The sequence below is a fragment of the Streptomyces sp. NPDC049837 genome (genome assembly GCF_040674455.1).
Taxonomy (GTDB): Bacteria; Actinomycetota; Actinomycetes; order Streptomycetales; family Streptomycetaceae; genus Streptomyces.
The window spans coordinates 60,489-75,562 of record NZ_JBFAMP010000009.1 but is presented as its reverse complement, the minus strand read 5'-3'; the positions used below and the strand labels follow the sequence as shown (position 1 = coordinate 75,562).

The window sequence follows — 15,074 nt, the reverse complement described above, 5'->3', positions numbered from 1 at the left end:
GAAGGGCCACCCCGATGACCGAGCTGCTCCCCGCCGCCGTCGAGCCCGTAGTCCGGCTGCGCGTTCCGACGCACGAGGACGCGTACGCCTGGCACCGGGTCTTCGACGACCCGGAGGTCATGGAGTTCTTCCAGGGCGGCCCGGCGGAGCTGTCCGTCTACCACGAGTTCACCGCCCGCCAGCGCCGGCACGACGCCGAGCTCGGCTTCTGCCTGTGGACGCTGCTGGACGAGGACGGCGAGGTCATCGGCTTCACGGGCGCGCAGCCGTGGCCGCACGCCTGGGGGCCGGTGGGCGAGATGGAGATCGGCTGGCGGCTGGCGCGGGCCGCGTGGGGCAAGGGGTACGCGACGGCCGCCGCCCGCGCCACGCTGGAGCGGCTGCGGGCCGCGGGGGTGGAGCGGGTGGTCGCGATGGTGAACACCCGCAACGAGCGGTCGGTGGCGGTGACGCGGCGGCTCGGGATGACTCAGGCGGAGACGTACGCCATCCCGGACAGCGGCGGGCAGGAGGGGTACTGCTTCCGCCTGGAGCTCGGGGCCTAGAGCGCCTTCGTGCCCCGGTGCAGGGCCACGATCCCGCCCGTCAGGTTGCGCCACGCCACCTTCGACCAGCCGGCCTTCTGGAGGAGCCCCGCCAGCGTCGGCTGGTCGGGCCAGCTCTGGATGGACTCGGCGAGGTAGACGTAGGCGTCGGGGTTGGACGACACGGCACGCGCGACCGGCGGCAGCGCGCGCATCAGGTACTCCTCGTACACCGTGCGGAACGGCGCCCAGGTGGGATGCGAGAACTCGCAGATGACGACCCGCCCGCCGGGCTTGGTCACCCGGTACAGCTCGCGCAGCGCGGCGTCCGTGTCCTGGACGTTGCGCAGCCCGAAGGAGATGGTCACCGCGTCGAAGACCCCGTCGCGGAACGGCAGCCTCGTCGCGTCGCCGGCGGTCAGCGGCAGCCACGGGTGGCGCTTCTTGCCCTCGCGCAGCATGCCGAGCGAGAAGTCGCACGGCACGACGAACGCGCCCGCCTGCGCGAACGGCAGCGACGACGTGCCGGTGCCGGCCGCGAGGTCGAGGACCTTCTGCCCGGGGCGCGCGTCGACCGCCTTGGCGACCTCCTTGCGCCACCGCCGGTCCTGGCCGAGCGAGAGGACGTCGTTGGTGAGGTCGTAGTTCGCGGCGACGTCGTCGAACATGGAGGCGACTTCGTGCGGCTGCTTGTCCAGGGTTGCTCGGGTCACGGGCCCATTGTGGCAGGCGGCCCCGCCGGGGCTACGCGCGCCGGTACACCAGGCGGCCGGCCACGACGGTGGCCACGCACGTGGAGGCGCCGAGCCGTACCAGTGCGGCCCGGTCGGGTACGTCGAACACGGCGAAGCGGGCCGGGCCGCCGACCGTGAGGGCCGGGAGCAGGACGAGCGGCCTCGGCGAGAAGGACGCCGGTCCCGGCAGGTTCGGCGGGCGGTGGCCGACGGCCAGCCCGGCCCGGCGCACCGCGTCCAGGGCGGCGCGGCCGCGCAGTTCACCCGCGACGGCGACCGTGCCGTGCGCCAGCATCCGCTGCACGCCGCGCCGAGCGCTGGCGCCCTGCCGTGACGGGTCGGCACGGAAGAGGGCACGGGCGCGCTCGCCGGTGATCGGCTCGGTGCCGAACTCGTCGGCCTCGCGCGGGTCGGGGTGGTAGGCGCCTTCGAGCAGCTCGGGCCCGTAGGGGTTGAGCAGCCCGGGGGTGAGGATGCCGGGCCACCGCCGCACCCGCGCCTGCGGGGAGGCGGCGGCCAGCTCCTCGTACGGGCCGATGGCGGCGACGGTCGCGCCGTCGACCAGGACGGCCGCCTCGGGCGAGGCCTCGGCGACGTGAAGGGTCAGCACGGCCGGCTCAGTTGGCGGGGAGGAGCTTGAGCTCGGGGTGCGCGGTGCCGCCCTCGATCGCCGTGGAGGAGATGTGGGAGGCGACGCGCTCGTCGACCGGGTCGTTCGCCGGGTCGTCGTGGACGACGATGTGCTCGTACGTCGTGGTGCGCTGCGCCGGTACGCGGTCGGCGGTGCGGATCATGTCGATCATCTCGCGCAGGTTGGAGCGGTGCTTGGCGCCCGCCGAGGAGACGACGTTCTCCTCCAGCATGATCGACCCGAGGTCGTCGGCGCCGTAGTGGAGGGTGAGCTGGCCGATCTCCTTGCCCGTGGTGAGCCAGGAGCCCTGGATGTGGGCGATGTTGTCGAAGAACAGCCGCGCGATGGCGATCATGCGCAGGTACTCGAAGATCGTGGCCTGCGTGCGGCCCTTCAGGTGGTTGTTCTCGGGCTGGTACGTGTACGGGATGAAGGCGCGGAAGCCGCCGGTGCGGTCCTGGACGTCACGGATCATGCGCATGTGCTCGATGCGCTCGGCGTTCGTCTCGCCCGTGCCCATGAGCATCGTGGAGGTCGACTCGACGCCCATCCGGTGCGCGGTCTCCATGATCTCCAGCCACCGCTCGCCGGACTCCTTGAGCGGCGCGATGGCCTTGCGCGGCCGCGCGGGCAGCAGCTCGGCGCCGGCGCCCGCGAAGGAGTCGAGACCGGCGGCGTGGATGCGGGAGATGGCCTCCTCGACGGAGACGCCGGAGATGCGCGCCATGTGCTCGACCTCGGAGGCGCCGAGGGAGTGGATGACGAGCTGCGGGAAGGCCTGCTTGATGGCGGCGAAGTGCTTCTCGTAGTACTCGACGCCGTAGTCGGGGTGGTGCCCGCCCTGGAACATGATCTGCGTGCCGCCGAGTTCCACGGTCTCCGCGCAGCGCCGCAGGATGTCGTCGAGGTCGCGCGTCCAGCCCTTGGCGGTGTCCTTCGGCGGGGCGTAGAAGGCGCAGAACTTGCACGCCGTGACGCAGACGTTGGTGTAGTTGATGTTGCGCTCGATGATGTACGTCGCGATGTGCTCCGTACCGGCGTAGCGCCGCCGCCGTACGGCGTCCGCGGCCGAGCCGAGCGCGTGCAGCGGGGCCGACCGGTAGAGGTCGAGCGCCTCCTCGGGGGTGATCCGCCCGCCCTCCGCGGCACGGTCGAGGACGGACTGAAGGTCGGCCTTCTCGGTCACCGGGCGACACCTTTCGGCGGTTTGCAGGGGTTCTGCGCGGACCGAACCAGCCTACGCCAGCACGTCAGCCGCCCTCCGGCGCACCCTCCGCGGCCCGCGGGGGCCGGGCGCCGACGGCGTCCAGGGCCGGGGCGATGACGGCGAAGGCCCGGTCGGTCAGCCCGGCGGGATCCTCGGCGCCGTCGCTGTCGCTCCACCGGTGCAGTACGGCGTCGAAGGCGGACAGCGCCATCCCGGCGGCCAGCCGCGGGTACAGGTCGGTGGCGGGGTCGAGCCCCAGGCGGCGCGCCAGCTCCGCCGCCAGGTCGTCGCGCCACTGCGCCTGCCGCTCCAGGAAGCGGGCGAGCAGGGCGGGCGTCCGCAGGATCAGCCGCACCACGCGCAGCGCCCGCTCGGCGTGGTCGCCACAGGCCGCGACGGGGACCCGGACGGCGTGCCGCAGCGCCACGGAGGGGGGCTCGCCGGCCGGCCGGGCCGCCAGTTCGGCGTGGATGTCGGCGCCCATGCCGGCCAGGAACTGGACGACCACGTCCTCCTTGGACGCGAAGTACCGGAAGAAGGTGCGCTTGGAGACGCCGGCGGAGGTCGCGATCTCGTCGATGGTCACCCCGTCGAAGCCCTTCAGCGCCAGCAGTTGCAGCGCCGCTTCGGTCAGCTCGTTCGAGACGAGCTGCCGCTTGCGCTCGGCGAGGGTGCCTTCGGAGCGGGGAGTCACGGGATCAGAGTACCCACCATGCCTTGCGTGGCACCAAGTGCCATATTGACACCAAGTGACATGACAGGCAGCCTGTGTCGCATGCCGAAGCAGCAGCGCTGGACCACCGAGCACATCCCCGACCAGACCGGCCGCGTTTTCGTCGTCACCGGGGCCAACAGCGGCCTCGGTCTGGCGACCACCCGGGCCCTCGCCCGCCGGGGCGCGCACGTGATCCTCGCCGTACGGGACGAGGACAAGGGCCACCGGGCGGCCGCGGACATCGCCGCCGCACAGCCGGGCGCCCGCCTCGACGTGCGCCGCCTCGACCTGGCCGATCTGGACTCGGTACGCGCCTTCGCCGACCGTGTGCGCGCCGAGCACCGGCGGCTGGACGTCCTCGTCAACAACGCCGGCGTGATGGCCCCGCCGCGGTCGCTGAGCGCCCAGGGCCACGAGCTCCAGTTCGCCTGCAACCACCTCGGCCACTTCGCGCTCACCGGGCTGCTGCTCGATCTGCTGGCCGCCGGGCGCGACCCCCGGGTGGTCACGGTGAGTTCGGCCAACCACCGGCAGGGGCGCCTCTTCTTCGACGACCTCTCCGGCGAACGCGCGTACCGGCCCATGGCGTTCTACAACCAGTCGAAGCTCGCCAACGCCGTCTTCGGCCGGGAGCTCCACCTGCGGCTGGCCGCGGCCGGCAGCCCGGTGCGCAGCGTGCTCGCCCACCCCGGCTACACCGCGACCAACCTCCAGAGGGGCACGCCGGTCGGGATGGTGCGGCTGCTGTTCGGCCGCGTCCTGCTCCCGCTCGCCCAGTCCCCGGACCGGGGAGCGCTGCCCCAGCTCTACGCGGCGACCGAACCGGGCCTGGAGGGCGGCCGGTTCATCGGTCCGGACGGCCCGGCCGAGCTGCGCGGCGCGCCCACGCGGGTCCGGGCGGCCCCGGCGGCGACCGATGCCGGGACCGGGCGCCGGCTGTGGGAGGTGTCGGAGCGGCTGACCGGCGTGCGGTACGTGTTCCCGAACGGCTCAGCCGGACTTCCGTAGCGTTCCGTACGGGTTGCCCGCCGCGTCCTCGTCGGACCGGTAGGCCAGGGTGCCGTCCTCGTTGAGGGTGAACGTCAGGGTGGCGGACGTGCCGGTGCACATGCCCGGGGAGCCGGGCCTGCCGGGGTCGGTGCGGTCCGTGACACGCAGTTTCCTCGGCTCGGCCGAGGTCAGCCTGCCGATGCTGTGGCATTCGACGCTCGTCCCGAGGACGCTGAGGGTCGTGGTCAGCCGCACCACGTCCTGTCCCTTGCCGCCCGGCGTGAAGACGGCGGTGAGCTCCCCGTGCGGCAGGCCGTTCTGCTCCTGGGTGGACCCCTTCCAGGTGCCGATGAACGCCTTCGGCAGGGAGGCGGGCGGCGGGGCGGCGTCGCCCGGGGATGTCTTGCCCGGCGGCTCGGCCGCGTCGTTGTGGCCACCGCCCCGGTCGAACAGGCCGAGGAGGGTGCCGCCGCCCACCGTCACCGCCGCCAGGGCGCCCGCCACGGCCAGGGCGACCGTGCAGCTCAGCCGGCGGCCCCGGCCGGGCGCCGGTTCGGAGGCCGTCGTGAGGGACAGCGACACGGGCTTACGGGCCGGGGGCGGCGCGTCCACCGCCGGTACGGGTTCGATGGGCGGGCCGAAGACGCCGGAAACCACCGGCCCGCCGGACGCCCCCACCGCCGGGCTGCTGAACGGCACCGGTCCCGAACCGGACGGGTCCGCCGCCGCCGGCTCCAGGTCCAGCAGCCGTACCGCGTCCCGGCTGACCCGCTGCACCAGCGGGCCCGGCAGCCAGCCGCCTGCCACCAGCGCGGCCGCCCCGCCCGGGGCCAGCCGTGCGGCCAGCTCACCCGGCGCGGGGCGGGCGGCCGGGTCCTTGGCCAGGCACGCGGCCACCAGGTCCCGCAGCCCACCGGAGAGGGCGCCGCCCAGCTCCGGCTCCTCGTGGACCACCTTGTAGAGGAGGGCGGCCGACGAGTCGCCCGGGAAGGGGGCCGCGCCGGTCGCCGCGTACGCGAGGACGGCGCCCAGCGAGAAGACGTCAGCGGCACCCGTCACGCCCTTGCCGAGGATCTGCTCGGGCGCCATGTAGCCGGGCGAGCCGACCGAGACGCCGGTGGACGTGAGCGACGCGGTGCCGTCCGTCGCGCGGGCGATGCCGAAATCGATGAGGCAGGGCCCGTCCAGGGCCAGCAGGACGTTCGAGGGCTTGACGTCCCGGTGGACGAGCCCGAGCGCGTGCACCGCCGCCAGGGCCTCGGCCAGTCCGGCGCCCAGCGCCCGTACGGTGTGCTCCGGCAGCGGCCCGTGGTCGGTGACGGCCCGGGCGAGCGGGGGCCCGGGGACGTACCCGGTGGCGACCCACGGGACGGGTGCCTCGGGGTCCGCGTCGAGCACGGGCGCCGTCCATCCCCAGGCTCCCGAACCGGTTCGAGCAGGGGATGCCCCATCGCCGCCGACCCGCCGCGCCAGCTCGACCTCCCGCCGGAACCGCGCCCGGAACTCCTCGTCCAGCGCGAAGTGCGGGTGCACGACCTTGACCGCGACGGTCCGGCCGCCCTCGCTGCGGGCGAGGTAGACCCGGCCCATGCCGCCCGCCCCGAGCCTGCCGAGCAGCCGGTAGGGACCGATGGCTGCCGGTTCGCCAACTTCGAGCGGCTGCATGCGCCTTCCCCCCGTACGTCGTCGCGTACAGCAGCGTAGACGGGACGGCACGGAACCGGTTGGGGTCCACGGCCATCTACCTGGCCGTAAATGCCCCGAAAGACCCGGAGTGCTCCATGACACGTCCCGCCAAGGCGCTCATAGCCGCCGTCGCCCTCGGCTCGCTCGCCCTGCTCACCGGCTGCTCCGGCGAAGGCGCCCCGGTGTCCTTCGACGGCCCGAGCGCGTCGGCCCCCGCACCCCGGGCCACGGACGCGAAGGGGAAGGCCCTCCCCAAGACCCTGATGCCGGCCGGCCCCAAGGCGGAGTTCACCACCGCCAACACGCTCCCCGACGGCACCAAGATCGGCGTGACGACGCTGCACGGCGCCAAGTCCGGCTTCACGGGCAAGGTCTGGGTCTGGGCGCCCCCGCAGTACTTCGACCCGAAGTACGCGAACAGCGGCTTCCCGGTGCTGATCGCCCTGCCCGGCGGCAACGGCTATCCGAACAATTACTGGATGGGCACCGACCTCAAGTTGCAGAGCAGCATCAGCGAGTGGTCGAAAGAGGGCAAGAGTCTGCCCTTCGTCGTGGTCATGCCGGTCCTCAACCCGGACAAGGAGCACTACTACGACGGCAGCGACATCCCCGGGCAGCCGAAAATGGGCACCTGGATGACGGAGGACGTTCCCGATTTCGTCCGGGCGAATTTCCGTACGTTCGCCTCGCGGGACGGCTGGGCGTTCATGGGCTCGTCGTCCGGCGGGTTCGTCGGCCTGAAGTCCGTACTGAAGCACCCGGACAAGTTCAAGGCCGTCATCGCCTCCGGCCCGGACACCGTTCCGGATTCTCCGCTGTGGGCCGGACACGAGAAGGAGAGGCAGGCGGACAACCCGGAGAGGCTCGCCGGGCTCCTGGGCGGGCAGCCGGACTCCAAGGACCGCGAGGTGTATCTGGCGTTCCAGATCGGCAGCAGGGAATCCGGCGTGGCCAACGTGAAGTCGTTCATCAAGAAGTACACCAAGGGGCCGGTCAAGAGCCGCCTCCAGGTGATCCAGGACGGCGAGCACAACGCCAAGACCTATGTGAAGGGCATGGGGGACGGCTCGATCCAGTGGATCAGCGAGCACATGCAGGCCCCCATACCCGCCTCCTAGGACAGCAGCTCGACCGTCACGTCCGCCGGGAACCCGGTCGTCGGCCCGGTCCGGCGGGCGAACTCCCGCACCCCGGCGAGCTGTTCGGCCGCGAAGCGGAAGTCCAGGGTCGTGAAGTACTTCTCCAGCACCACCGCGTCGAACGCCTCCCAGCGCGCGGCCTGCTCGGCGACCTTCGCGACCTCCTCCAGCGACACGTCACGGGAGGCCAGGAACGCCTCGTGGACCTGGCGCACGACGCGCGGCTCGCGCGCCAGGTAGTCCTTGCGGACCGCCCACACCGCGAAGACGAACGGCAGCCCCGTCCACTCCTTCCACATCTGCCCCAGGTCATGGACCTGGAGCCCCAGCCTCGGGGCGTCGTGCAGCGAGGCACGCAGCGCCGCGTCCCCGATCAGCACGGCCGCCTCCGCCTCCTGCATCATCACGCCCAGGTCGGGCGGGCAGGTGTAGTAGGCGGGGGCCACTCCGTACCGCTCGGCGAGCAGCAACTGCGCCAGGCGCACGGAGGTGCGCGAGGTGGAGCCGAGCGCGACACGCGCCCCGTCCAGGTCCTCCAGCGGCCGCTGGGAGACGATCACGCAGGACATGACGGGCCCGTCGCAGCCGACCGCCAGGTCGGGGAAGGCGACGAGCCGGTCGGCGGCCCGAAGGAACTCGACGAGGGTGATCGGCGCGATGTCGAGGTCGCCGCGTACGAGCTGATCGCTGAGCTTCTCCGGGGTGTCCTTCGTGAGCTCGAGATCGAGGAGCGTTCCGGTGCGGGCGAGGCCCCAGTACAGGGGGAGGCAGTTCAGGAACTGGATGTGTCCGACGCGGGGCCGGCTCCGCAGCGGGTGGTGGTCGTCGGTTGAATTGTCCACAACGCGAGGCTAGACCCGTCTGGTACGCCGGGCATCGCCGGGTCCGCCGTCAGCGAGGATGAACTCTGTCAAACATCCGGGTGACGTGATCTTTCCCTCTACCCATGCACACACGCTGCGTGCTAGGCTCGCCGCAAGTTGCAGTTTGGTTTCCCTTGCAGTACAGAGCCTGCGGAGCATGTGACCCGCAGGCTTTTGTAGTTTTCAGACTTGTTTGGCAGGTTCTGGAGCAGGGCAACCCTTTGGCCCATAGGAGGGCTTATGGCTACCGGAACCGTCAAGTGGTTCAACGCTGAAAAGGGCTTCGGCTTCATCGCCCAGGACGGCGGCGGCCCGGATGTCTTCGTCCACTACTCCGCGATCAACGCGACTGGCTTCCGCTCCCTCGAGGAGAACCAGCTCGTGAACTTCGACGTCACGCAGGGCCCGAAGGGCCCGCAGGCGGAGAACGTCACCCCGGCCTAATTGCCCGGGTCGGCGATCGCGCACGACTTTCAGTACCCGATTCAGTAGTACCCAAGGAGCCTTTTCCGTCCGGTCTCACGGCCGCACGGAAAGGGCTCCTGCCTTTTTCCCGCCATCACACGTACAGCTTGTCGATCTCCGCCGCGTACCGTTCCAGCACCGCCTTCCGCCGCACCTTCAGCGTCGGCGTGAGAACGCCGCCGGCGACGCTGAAGTCCTCGTCCAGGACGGTGAACGCCCGGATCCGGGCCGGGCGCGACACCTGGGCGTTGGCCGCGTCGACCGCCTCCTGGACCAGGGCCCGCACGGCGGCGGCGTCCAGGCCCCGCACGGCGTCGGCGTCCACGGTGATCAGGGCGACCGGGTACGGACGGCGGTCGCCGGCCATGACGGCGTGCGAGACGACCGGCGACCGCTCGATGAGCAGCTCCACCTCCGCCGGGCTCAGGTTCTTGCCGGACGACGTGATGATCAGGTCCTTCTTGCGGCCCGTGATCGTCAGGTACCCGTCGTCGTCCAGCGCCCCCAGGTCGCCCGTGTGCAGCCACCCGTCGTCCGCGACCTCCCCCGCCGCCACCATCGGACCCCGCGCCAGCACCTCCCCGTCCCCGGCGATCCGCACCTCGCACCCCGGCACGGGCCGCCCGACCGTCCCGTACCGCACCGCGCCGGGATGGTTCAGCGAGATCACGCCGCCCGACTCGGTCATGCCGTAGCCCTCGAAGACCTGGATGCCGCACCCCGAGAGGAACTCCAGCGTCTCGGGCGCGATGGGCGCCGCCCCGGTCAGCGCCCACCGCAACCGCCCGCCCAGCGCCTCCCGCACCTGCTCGGGCGTCGCATCGAACGCCCGCGCCATGCCGTGCACCTTCTCGAAGAGGCGCGGCACCGAGGGCAGGTGCGTGGGCCGGGCCTCGGCCAGCTCGGTGACGACGTCCTCCACACGCCCGCCGAAGTAGCACAGCTCGCCGCCGTACAGCAGGGTCGTGAACTGGATGAGCTGGGCGAGCAGGTGCGCGAGCGGCAGGTAGAGGTACGTGCGGTCACCGGGGCCGCCCTCGATGAGCGGCAGCGTGGCGTCCTGGACGGCGCCGAGGTTGCCGTGGGTGAGGCGGACGCCCTTGGGCGGGCCGGTGGTGCCGGACGTGTAGACGATCGCCGCGCCGTCGCCGGGGCGGACGGCGGCCGCGCGGGCGAGCAGCGCGTCAGGGGCGCCCGTTCCGTGGAGGCCGCCCAGCTCCGCCACGTGCCGCAGCGCGGGCAGCCGCCCCCGTACGGCCGCCACCCGGTCCGCCTGCGCCGCGTCCTCGACGAGCACCACCGAGGCCCCCGAGTCGCCGAGCACCCAGACCAGCTCCTCCTCCCCCGCCGTCGGGTAGACCGGCACGACGACCGCGCCGGCCGCGAGCGCGGCGAAGTGGGCGTACGTCCACTCCACCCGCGTCTCGGACAGGATCGCCACCCGGTCGCCGGGGGCCACGCCCAGGGCGATCAGCGCCTGTCCGGTGGCGCGCACGGTCGCCCTGAGGCCGTCGTAGGAGACGGAGGTCCAGGTCCCGTCGCCCTGCTTGTGGCGCAGCGCGGGCAGTTGCCCGTGCCGCTCGCCCGCCCATTCGGTGAACACCGCCAGCGTCTGTGGACGTCGTGTCATGGCCCGACGGTAGGAAGGCTCCCCGGGCGGGCGGCATGACGGGAAACGTCAGGCCCGCTGACCCCGGCGCTCAACCCCGGTACGGTCCGGTCATGGCCAAGCGGACCATCACCGTGCACCATGTGCGGGCGCTGCTGCGCGGCGCGCGGCGGCACGGGCTCGACACCGTGCCGCTCCTCCAGGCCGCCGGCATCCCGCCGCTGCTGCTGGGCGACGACCGGGCGCGGGTCACCTCGGCGCAGTTCGCCCTGCTGTTCCGGGCGCTGTACCGGGCGACGGGCGACGAGTTCCTGGGCCTCGGGCCGGCGCCGAGCCGTCCGGGGACGTTCGCGATGATGTGCCACGTCTCGCTGGGCTGCCGTGACCTGGGCGCGGCGATCGAGCGCGGTACGGCGTTCTACCAACTGTTCCCGGGCGGGCCGGACCTGGCCCTGCGGCGGGCGGGCGGCGAGGCGGTGCTCACGGTGCGTGGCGAGCTGCCCGACCCGTTCGTGGCCGAGTGCCTGATGATCATCTGGCACCGGCTGTGCAGTTGGCTGGTGGGCCGCCGCATCCCGCTGCTGCGGGCCGGCTTCGGGTATCCGGCACCCCCGCACCGGGACGAGTACGCCGACCTCTTCGGCTGCCCGGTGCGCTTCGGCGCCGAAGTGACCGAGGCCGCGTTCCACGCCCACTGGCTGGCCGCCCCGCTCGTCCGGGACGAGGAGGACCTGGCGGTGATGCTGCGCCGGTCGCCCTTCGAGCTGCTCAGCCGCCGGGCGTACGGCACGACCGTGGCCGAGCAGGTGCACAGCGCGCTGGCCCGGGCGCTGCGGGCCTCGCCCCGGCTGCCGTCGCTGGTGGAGGTCGCGGCGCGGCTGGCGGTGAGCCCGGCGACGCTGCGGCGCCGGCTCCAGCAGGAGGGCACCTCGTTCCGGCGGCTGAAGGACACGGTCCGGCGGGACGCGGCGATCGCGGGCCTGGCGGAGGGGCGGGAGCCGATCGCGGAGCTGGCCGCGCGGCTGGGCTTCTCGGAGGACACCTCGTTCCACCGGGCGTTCCGGCGGTGGACGGGCACGACGCCGGGTGCGTACCGGGGTCAGTGAAGCTGAGCGTTCCGGTCAGCCCCGTACTTACTCGCGAGTCACTACGGTCTCCCCACCCCCACACCGGACGTAGGGAGAGCCGCACATGCGTGTACGTACGAGGGTGCTGGCCTGCGTGGCCGCACTCGCCCTGTCCTCAGCCACCCCCACTCTCGCGACCGCCTCCGCCGAGGCCGGGAACGGCCGCCCCGGCGACCTGGTGAGCACCGAGCCTTCCGCCTTCCACCCGCTGCCCGGCCGGCCGACCGCCACCAAGGCGTGGAAGATCCACTACCGCTCGACCTCGGCGACCGGCGCCCCGAACGTCGTCTCCGGCACGGTGATCGTCCCGCAGGACGGCCGCACCGGGCCCCGCCCGCTCATCACGTACGCCGTCGGCACGGTCGGGCTCGGCGACTCGTGCGCCCCGAGTGCGGGCTTCCCCAACGGCACCACCATGGAGGCCAACCTGATCCAGCAGCTCACCTGGCGCGGCTGGGCGGTGGTGGTCACCGACTCCGAGGGCCTCGGCACCCCGGGCGAGCACACCTACACGGCCGGGCCCTCGGCCGGGCACGCCATGCTGGACGCCGCCCGCGCGGCGATCCGCCTCCCGGAGGCGGGCCTCGGCGCGGACACCCCGATCGGCATCATGGGCTACTCGCAGGGCGGCCAGGCGTCGAGCTGGGCGGCCGAGCTGCACTCCTCGTACGCCCCGGAGCTGAAGGTGAAGGGCACGGCGACCGGTGGCGTACCGGCGCAGTTGGCGAAGCTCGCGCCCGTGCACGACGGGTCCTACGGCTCGGGCCTGCTGTTCATGGCGGCGGCCGGGCAGGACGCGGCGTACCCGGAGCTGAAGCTCGACTCGTACCTGAACGCGGCCGGCAAGGCCCTGATCGGCTTCTTCCGGAACAACTGCGTGGCGGTCGACACGACGGTCGGCTCCTTCAAGCGGATCTCCGACCTGACGGTGAAGAACCCGCTGGAGACCCCCGAGTGGCAGGCCAGGCTCGCCGAGTCGGACCTCGGCCGGAAGGCGCCCGACCACCCGGTGTACCTGTACCACGCGCTCGCCGACGAGCTGATCCCGTACTCCCTGGGGTCGGGACTGCGCAAGGACTGGTGCGCCAGGGGCGCCGAGGTCAACTGGCGGACCATCGTGCTCGGCGAGCACATCTCGGGCGTGATCACCGAGTCCCCGAGGGCGGCGGACTGGCTGGCGGACCGGTTCGCCGGAAAGCCGGCGTCCGGCAACTGCTGAACCCGCCCGGCGTACGCTCGGAGGCATGACCGAACGGAAACCGCCCGGTGTCGACTTCGAGTCATGGGTCGACAAGCAGATCCGCGAGGCGACGGAGCGCGGTGACTTCGAGCACCTCTCCGGCTTCGGCAAGCCGCTGCCCGACGACACCGCCCCGTACGACGAACTGTGGTGGGTCAAGGGCAAGATGCACCGCGAGGGCATCGCCCCCGTCCTGCCGCCCGCGCTCGCCCTCCGCAAGGAGGCGGAGGACGCGCTGGAGGCGGTGGGGCGGGCGGCGAGCGAGGCGGAGGTGCGCCGGATCGTCGCGGACGTCAACGAGAAGATCACGGCAGCCCTCCGCCGCCCCCCGGCGGGCCCGCCGCTGCGGCTCACGCCGCTGGACGCGGAGGAGCTGGTACGGCGGTGGAGGTCCCGCCGCTAGCCGTCCAGGGCCCGTAGCAGTTCCGCGAGCCGGGGCGGCCAGACCGGTTCCGCGTCGGGGGCGGCCAGGTCGTCCGGGGTCCACCAGCGCCAGGTGAGGATGGCGTCGCCGGCGCGCGCGGCGGCCGCCTCCTCGGCCGGGTCCCGGCGCGGACCGTGGGCGAGGTAGATGTGCTCGTGCTGGCGGACGGGGATGCCGGCCCGGGTGAAGTCGTGCTCCCAGGTGCACAGGAGCGGCCCCGGCGCCACGTCGTACCAGCCCGTCTCCTCGCGCAGTTCGCGCAGGGCGCCCTCGCGGGGGGTCTCGCCCGGTTCCAGGCCGCCGCCGGGCATGGCCCAGTGGACGCCCACCTCTTCGTTGTCGTAGCGGAAGAGGAAGACCGCTCCGGCGGGGTCGAGGACGGCGACGCGGGCCGCGGGCCGGGGTATGCGCACGGGTCAGGCCTTTCGGGTGTGGAGCAGGTGGCGGGCGAGGCCCAGGGCGGCGAGGGTGGCGATCAGGGTGCAGACGCCGGGCCAGGCGAGGTGGGTGTGGGCGCGGGTGGCGGCCCAGGAGCCGAGGCCGCCGCCGAGGAAGGCGCACATCATGTACGCGGTGTTGAGGCGGCTTCGCACCTCGGGGCGCAGGGCCCAGATGCGTACCTGGTTGGCGACCATGCCGGACTGCATGGCGACGTCGAGCAGCAGTGTGCCGAGCGCCAGGGCCGCCAGCCCGGGCACACCGCCGGTGGCGCCGAGGGCGAGGACGGCGGCCGAGGCGAGGATCGCGAGGAAGCAGACGAGGTTGACCGCGTCGGGGCCGCGCCGGTCGACCGCCCGGCCCGCCGCCGGGGTGGCGAGCATGGTGGCGACGTTCACCAGGGCGAGCACACCGACCGCCTGGGCGCCGAGCCCGTACGCCGGGCCCGTCAGCAGCAGCGCGGCGCCCGTCCAGACGGCGGTGAACGCGCCGAAGGCCGTCGCCTGGTAGAAGCAGGAGCGGCGCAGCTCGGGCTCGTCGCGCAGCAGGCGCAGCGAGGCGGCCAGCAGCGCCGGGTACGGCTGCCTGGACGGCGGCGCGGTCCTCGGCAGCGTACGGGCCAGGACCGCCGCCATGAGCAGCGAGACGGCCCCGGCGAGCACGTACGGCGCCCGCCAGCCCAGCCATTCGCCCAGCGTCCCGCCGGCGGCGCGGGACAGCAGCATGCCGCCGATGGAGCCGGCGAGCAGGGTGCCGGTGACGGCCCCGCGCCGGTCGTCGGCCACCAGGCCGGCCGCCATCGGGGCGACGAGCGGTGCCACCACGGTCGTCACGCCGACCAGCGCGCTCGCCGCGACGAGCGGCGGCAGCCCGGGCGCGGCGCTCGCGGCGAGCAGGCTCAGGCCGGTGACGGAGAGGAGTGCGGCGATCAGCGGGCGGTGCGGGAAGCGGTCCCCGAGGGGTACGAGGAGGAAGATCCCGGCCGCGTAACCGAACTGAGCCGCCGTCACGATCAGGGCGGCCGTGCCGGGCGGCACGTGCAGGCCGGCGGCGACGAGCGGGCTGATCGCCTGGGGGAAGTAGATGTTGCCGACGGCCACGCCGCAGGCCACGGCCAGGAGCAGCACCATCGGACGGCTCAGCGTCGCCTGCTTCGTCCCCTGCTTCGTCGCCTGTTTCTCGGTCAGCACCGCCCAACGATCGCGGTCGACCGTGCCACCGCACAAACGTTTTACGCGTACCGCACCCGGCGGGAAAACTCCTCACGACGGGCGTAGCGTGA

General features: G+C 73.1%; 16 protein-coding genes. 7 read left to right on the top strand and 9 right to left on the bottom strand.

What is annotated here, in order from left to right:
* Nucleotides 1-14: 14 nt before the first annotated feature.
* On the top strand, nt 15-545 hold the full coding sequence (locus AB0J57_RS23915) for a GNAT family N-acetyltransferase (RefSeq protein WP_366130339.1): 531 nt from the start codon (nt 15-17) through the stop codon (nt 543-545).
* On the opposite strand, the gene AB0J57_RS23910 is transcribed toward AB0J57_RS23915, so the two are convergent.
* The 4 genes from AB0J57_RS23910 to AB0J57_RS23895 form a co-directional block, all read right to left on the bottom strand.
* Nucleotides 542-1,237, bottom strand: a complete 696-nt coding sequence (locus AB0J57_RS23910) for a demethylmenaquinone methyltransferase (protein WP_366130338.1) — start codon at nt 1,235-1,237, stop codon at nt 542-544. The genes AB0J57_RS23915 and AB0J57_RS23910 overlap by 4 nt on opposite strands.
* A gap of 31 nt (nt 1,238-1,268) precedes the next feature.
* A complete protein-coding gene (locus tag AB0J57_RS23905; RefSeq protein WP_366130337.1) occupies nt 1,269-1,868 on the bottom strand; it encodes a hypothetical protein in 600 nt (199 codons plus the stop codon).
* Between the two features lie 7 nt (nt 1,869-1,875).
* On the bottom strand, nt 1,876-3,075 hold the full coding sequence (gene mqnC / locus AB0J57_RS23900) for a cyclic dehypoxanthinyl futalosine synthase (RefSeq protein WP_366130336.1): 1,200 nt from the start codon (nt 3,073-3,075) through the stop codon (nt 1,876-1,878).
* A gap of 64 nt (nt 3,076-3,139) precedes the next feature.
* Nucleotides 3,140-3,790 carry a TetR family transcriptional regulator gene (locus AB0J57_RS23895; RefSeq protein WP_366130335.1) on the bottom strand — a complete coding sequence of 217 codons (651 nt, stop codon included), beginning with the start codon at nt 3,788-3,790 and terminating at the stop codon, nt 3,140-3,142.
* An 81-nt stretch (nt 3,791-3,871) separates the two neighbouring features.
* On the opposite strand from AB0J57_RS23895, the gene AB0J57_RS23890 reads away from it, so the two are divergent.
* Nucleotides 3,872-4,819, top strand: coding sequence for an oxidoreductase (locus tag AB0J57_RS23890; RefSeq protein ID WP_366130334.1), 948 nt, complete (start codon nt 3,872-3,874; stop codon nt 4,817-4,819).
* Here AB0J57_RS23890 and AB0J57_RS23885 read toward each other — a convergent pair.
* Nucleotides 4,802-6,466, bottom strand: a complete 1,665-nt coding sequence (locus AB0J57_RS23885; RefSeq protein ID WP_366130333.1) for a serine/threonine-protein kinase — start codon at nt 6,464-6,466, stop codon at nt 4,802-4,804. The two genes, AB0J57_RS23890 and AB0J57_RS23885, sit on opposite strands and share 18 nt — an antisense overlap.
* A 116-nt stretch (nt 6,467-6,582) precedes the next feature.
* Between AB0J57_RS23885 and AB0J57_RS23880 the strand changes: the two genes are divergently transcribed.
* Nucleotides 6,583-7,605, top strand: a complete 1,023-nt coding sequence (locus AB0J57_RS23880) for an alpha/beta hydrolase-fold protein (protein ID WP_366130332.1) — start codon at nt 6,583-6,585, stop codon at nt 7,603-7,605.
* Here AB0J57_RS23880 and AB0J57_RS23875 read toward each other — a convergent pair.
* Nucleotides 7,602-8,468, bottom strand: a complete 867-nt coding sequence (locus AB0J57_RS23875; protein ID WP_366130331.1) for a menaquinone biosynthesis protein — start codon at nt 8,466-8,468, stop codon at nt 7,602-7,604. The two genes, AB0J57_RS23880 and AB0J57_RS23875, sit on opposite strands and share 4 nt — an antisense overlap.
* 261 nt (nt 8,469-8,729) lie before the next feature.
* Between AB0J57_RS23875 and AB0J57_RS23870 the strand changes: the two genes are divergently transcribed.
* A complete protein-coding gene (locus AB0J57_RS23870) occupies nt 8,730-8,933 on the top strand; it encodes a cold-shock protein (protein WP_126885573.1) in 204 nt (67 codons plus the stop codon).
* 115 nt (nt 8,934-9,048) lie between these two features.
* On the opposite strand, the gene AB0J57_RS23865 is transcribed toward AB0J57_RS23870, so the two are convergent.
* Complete coding sequence (locus tag AB0J57_RS23865) at nt 9,049-10,584, bottom strand: AMP-dependent synthetase/ligase (RefSeq protein ID WP_366130330.1); 1,536 nt, start codon at nt 10,582-10,584, stop codon at nt 9,049-9,051.
* 92 nt (nt 10,585-10,676) lie between these two features.
* Between AB0J57_RS23865 and AB0J57_RS23860 the strand changes: the two genes are divergently transcribed.
* The 3 genes from AB0J57_RS23860 (at nt 10,677) to AB0J57_RS23850 (ending at nt 13,333) form a co-directional block, all read left to right on the top strand.
* Complete coding sequence (locus AB0J57_RS23860) at nt 10,677-11,669, top strand: AraC family transcriptional regulator (RefSeq protein ID WP_366130329.1); 993 nt, start codon at nt 10,677-10,679, stop codon at nt 11,667-11,669.
* 85 nt (nt 11,670-11,754) lie between these two features.
* Nucleotides 11,755-12,909: a lipase family protein gene (locus tag AB0J57_RS23855; protein WP_366130328.1), complete on the top strand. Its 1,155-nt coding sequence runs from the start codon at nt 11,755-11,757 to the stop codon at nt 12,907-12,909.
* A gap of 25 nt (nt 12,910-12,934) precedes the next feature.
* Entirely contained in the window at nt 12,935-13,333 is a 399-nt protein-coding gene (locus tag AB0J57_RS23850) for a DUF1992 domain-containing protein (protein WP_366130327.1), read from the top strand.
* Here AB0J57_RS23850 and AB0J57_RS23845 read toward each other — a convergent pair.
* Together AB0J57_RS23845 and AB0J57_RS23840 are read right to left on the bottom strand one after the other, a co-directional pair.
* The gene (locus tag AB0J57_RS23845) at nt 13,330-13,767 is read right to left on the bottom strand and encodes an NUDIX domain-containing protein (RefSeq protein ID WP_366130326.1); all 438 of its coding nucleotides are present in this window, start codon (nt 13,765-13,767) and stop codon (nt 13,330-13,332) included. The two genes, AB0J57_RS23850 and AB0J57_RS23845, sit on opposite strands and share 4 nt — an antisense overlap.
* A 3-nt stretch (nt 13,768-13,770) precedes the next feature.
* On the bottom strand, nt 13,771-14,922 hold the full coding sequence (locus AB0J57_RS23840) for an MFS transporter (RefSeq protein WP_366130578.1): 1,152 nt from the start codon (nt 14,920-14,922) through the stop codon (nt 13,771-13,773).
* Nucleotides 14,923-15,074: the final 152 nt, after the last annotated feature.

Excerpts from the sequence above, each read along its gene's own strand:
- AB0J57_RS23860 (WP_366130329.1), top strand. The coding sequence starts at position 10,677 with ATGGCCAAGCGGACCATCACCGTGCACCATGTGCGGGCGCTGCTGCGC.
- AB0J57_RS23915 (WP_366130339.1), top strand. The coding sequence starts at position 15 with ATGACCGAGCTGCTCCCCGCCGCCGTCGAGCCCGTAGTCCGGCTGCGC.
- AB0J57_RS23855 (WP_366130328.1), top strand. The coding sequence starts at position 11,755 with ATGCGTGTACGTACGAGGGTGCTGGCCTGCGTGGCCGCACTCGCCCTG.
- AB0J57_RS23840 (WP_366130578.1), bottom strand. The coding sequence starts at position 14,922 with ATGGTGCTGCTCCTGGCCGTGGCCTGCGGCGTGGCCGTCGGCAACATC.
- AB0J57_RS23880 (WP_366130332.1), top strand. The coding sequence starts at position 6,583 with ATGACACGTCCCGCCAAGGCGCTCATAGCCGCCGTCGCCCTCGGCTCG.
- AB0J57_RS23870 (WP_126885573.1), top strand. The coding sequence starts at position 8,730 with ATGGCTACCGGAACCGTCAAGTGGTTCAACGCTGAAAAGGGCTTCGGC.
- AB0J57_RS23885 (WP_366130333.1), bottom strand. The coding sequence starts at position 6,466 with ATGCAGCCGCTCGAAGTTGGCGAACCGGCAGCCATCGGTCCCTACCGG.
- AB0J57_RS23850 (WP_366130327.1), top strand. The coding sequence starts at position 12,935 with ATGACCGAACGGAAACCGCCCGGTGTCGACTTCGAGTCATGGGTCGAC.
- AB0J57_RS23890 (WP_366130334.1), top strand. The coding sequence starts at position 3,872 with ATGCCGAAGCAGCAGCGCTGGACCACCGAGCACATCCCCGACCAGACC.
- AB0J57_RS23865 (WP_366130330.1), bottom strand. The coding sequence starts at position 10,584 with ATGACACGACGTCCACAGACGCTGGCGGTGTTCACCGAATGGGCGGGC.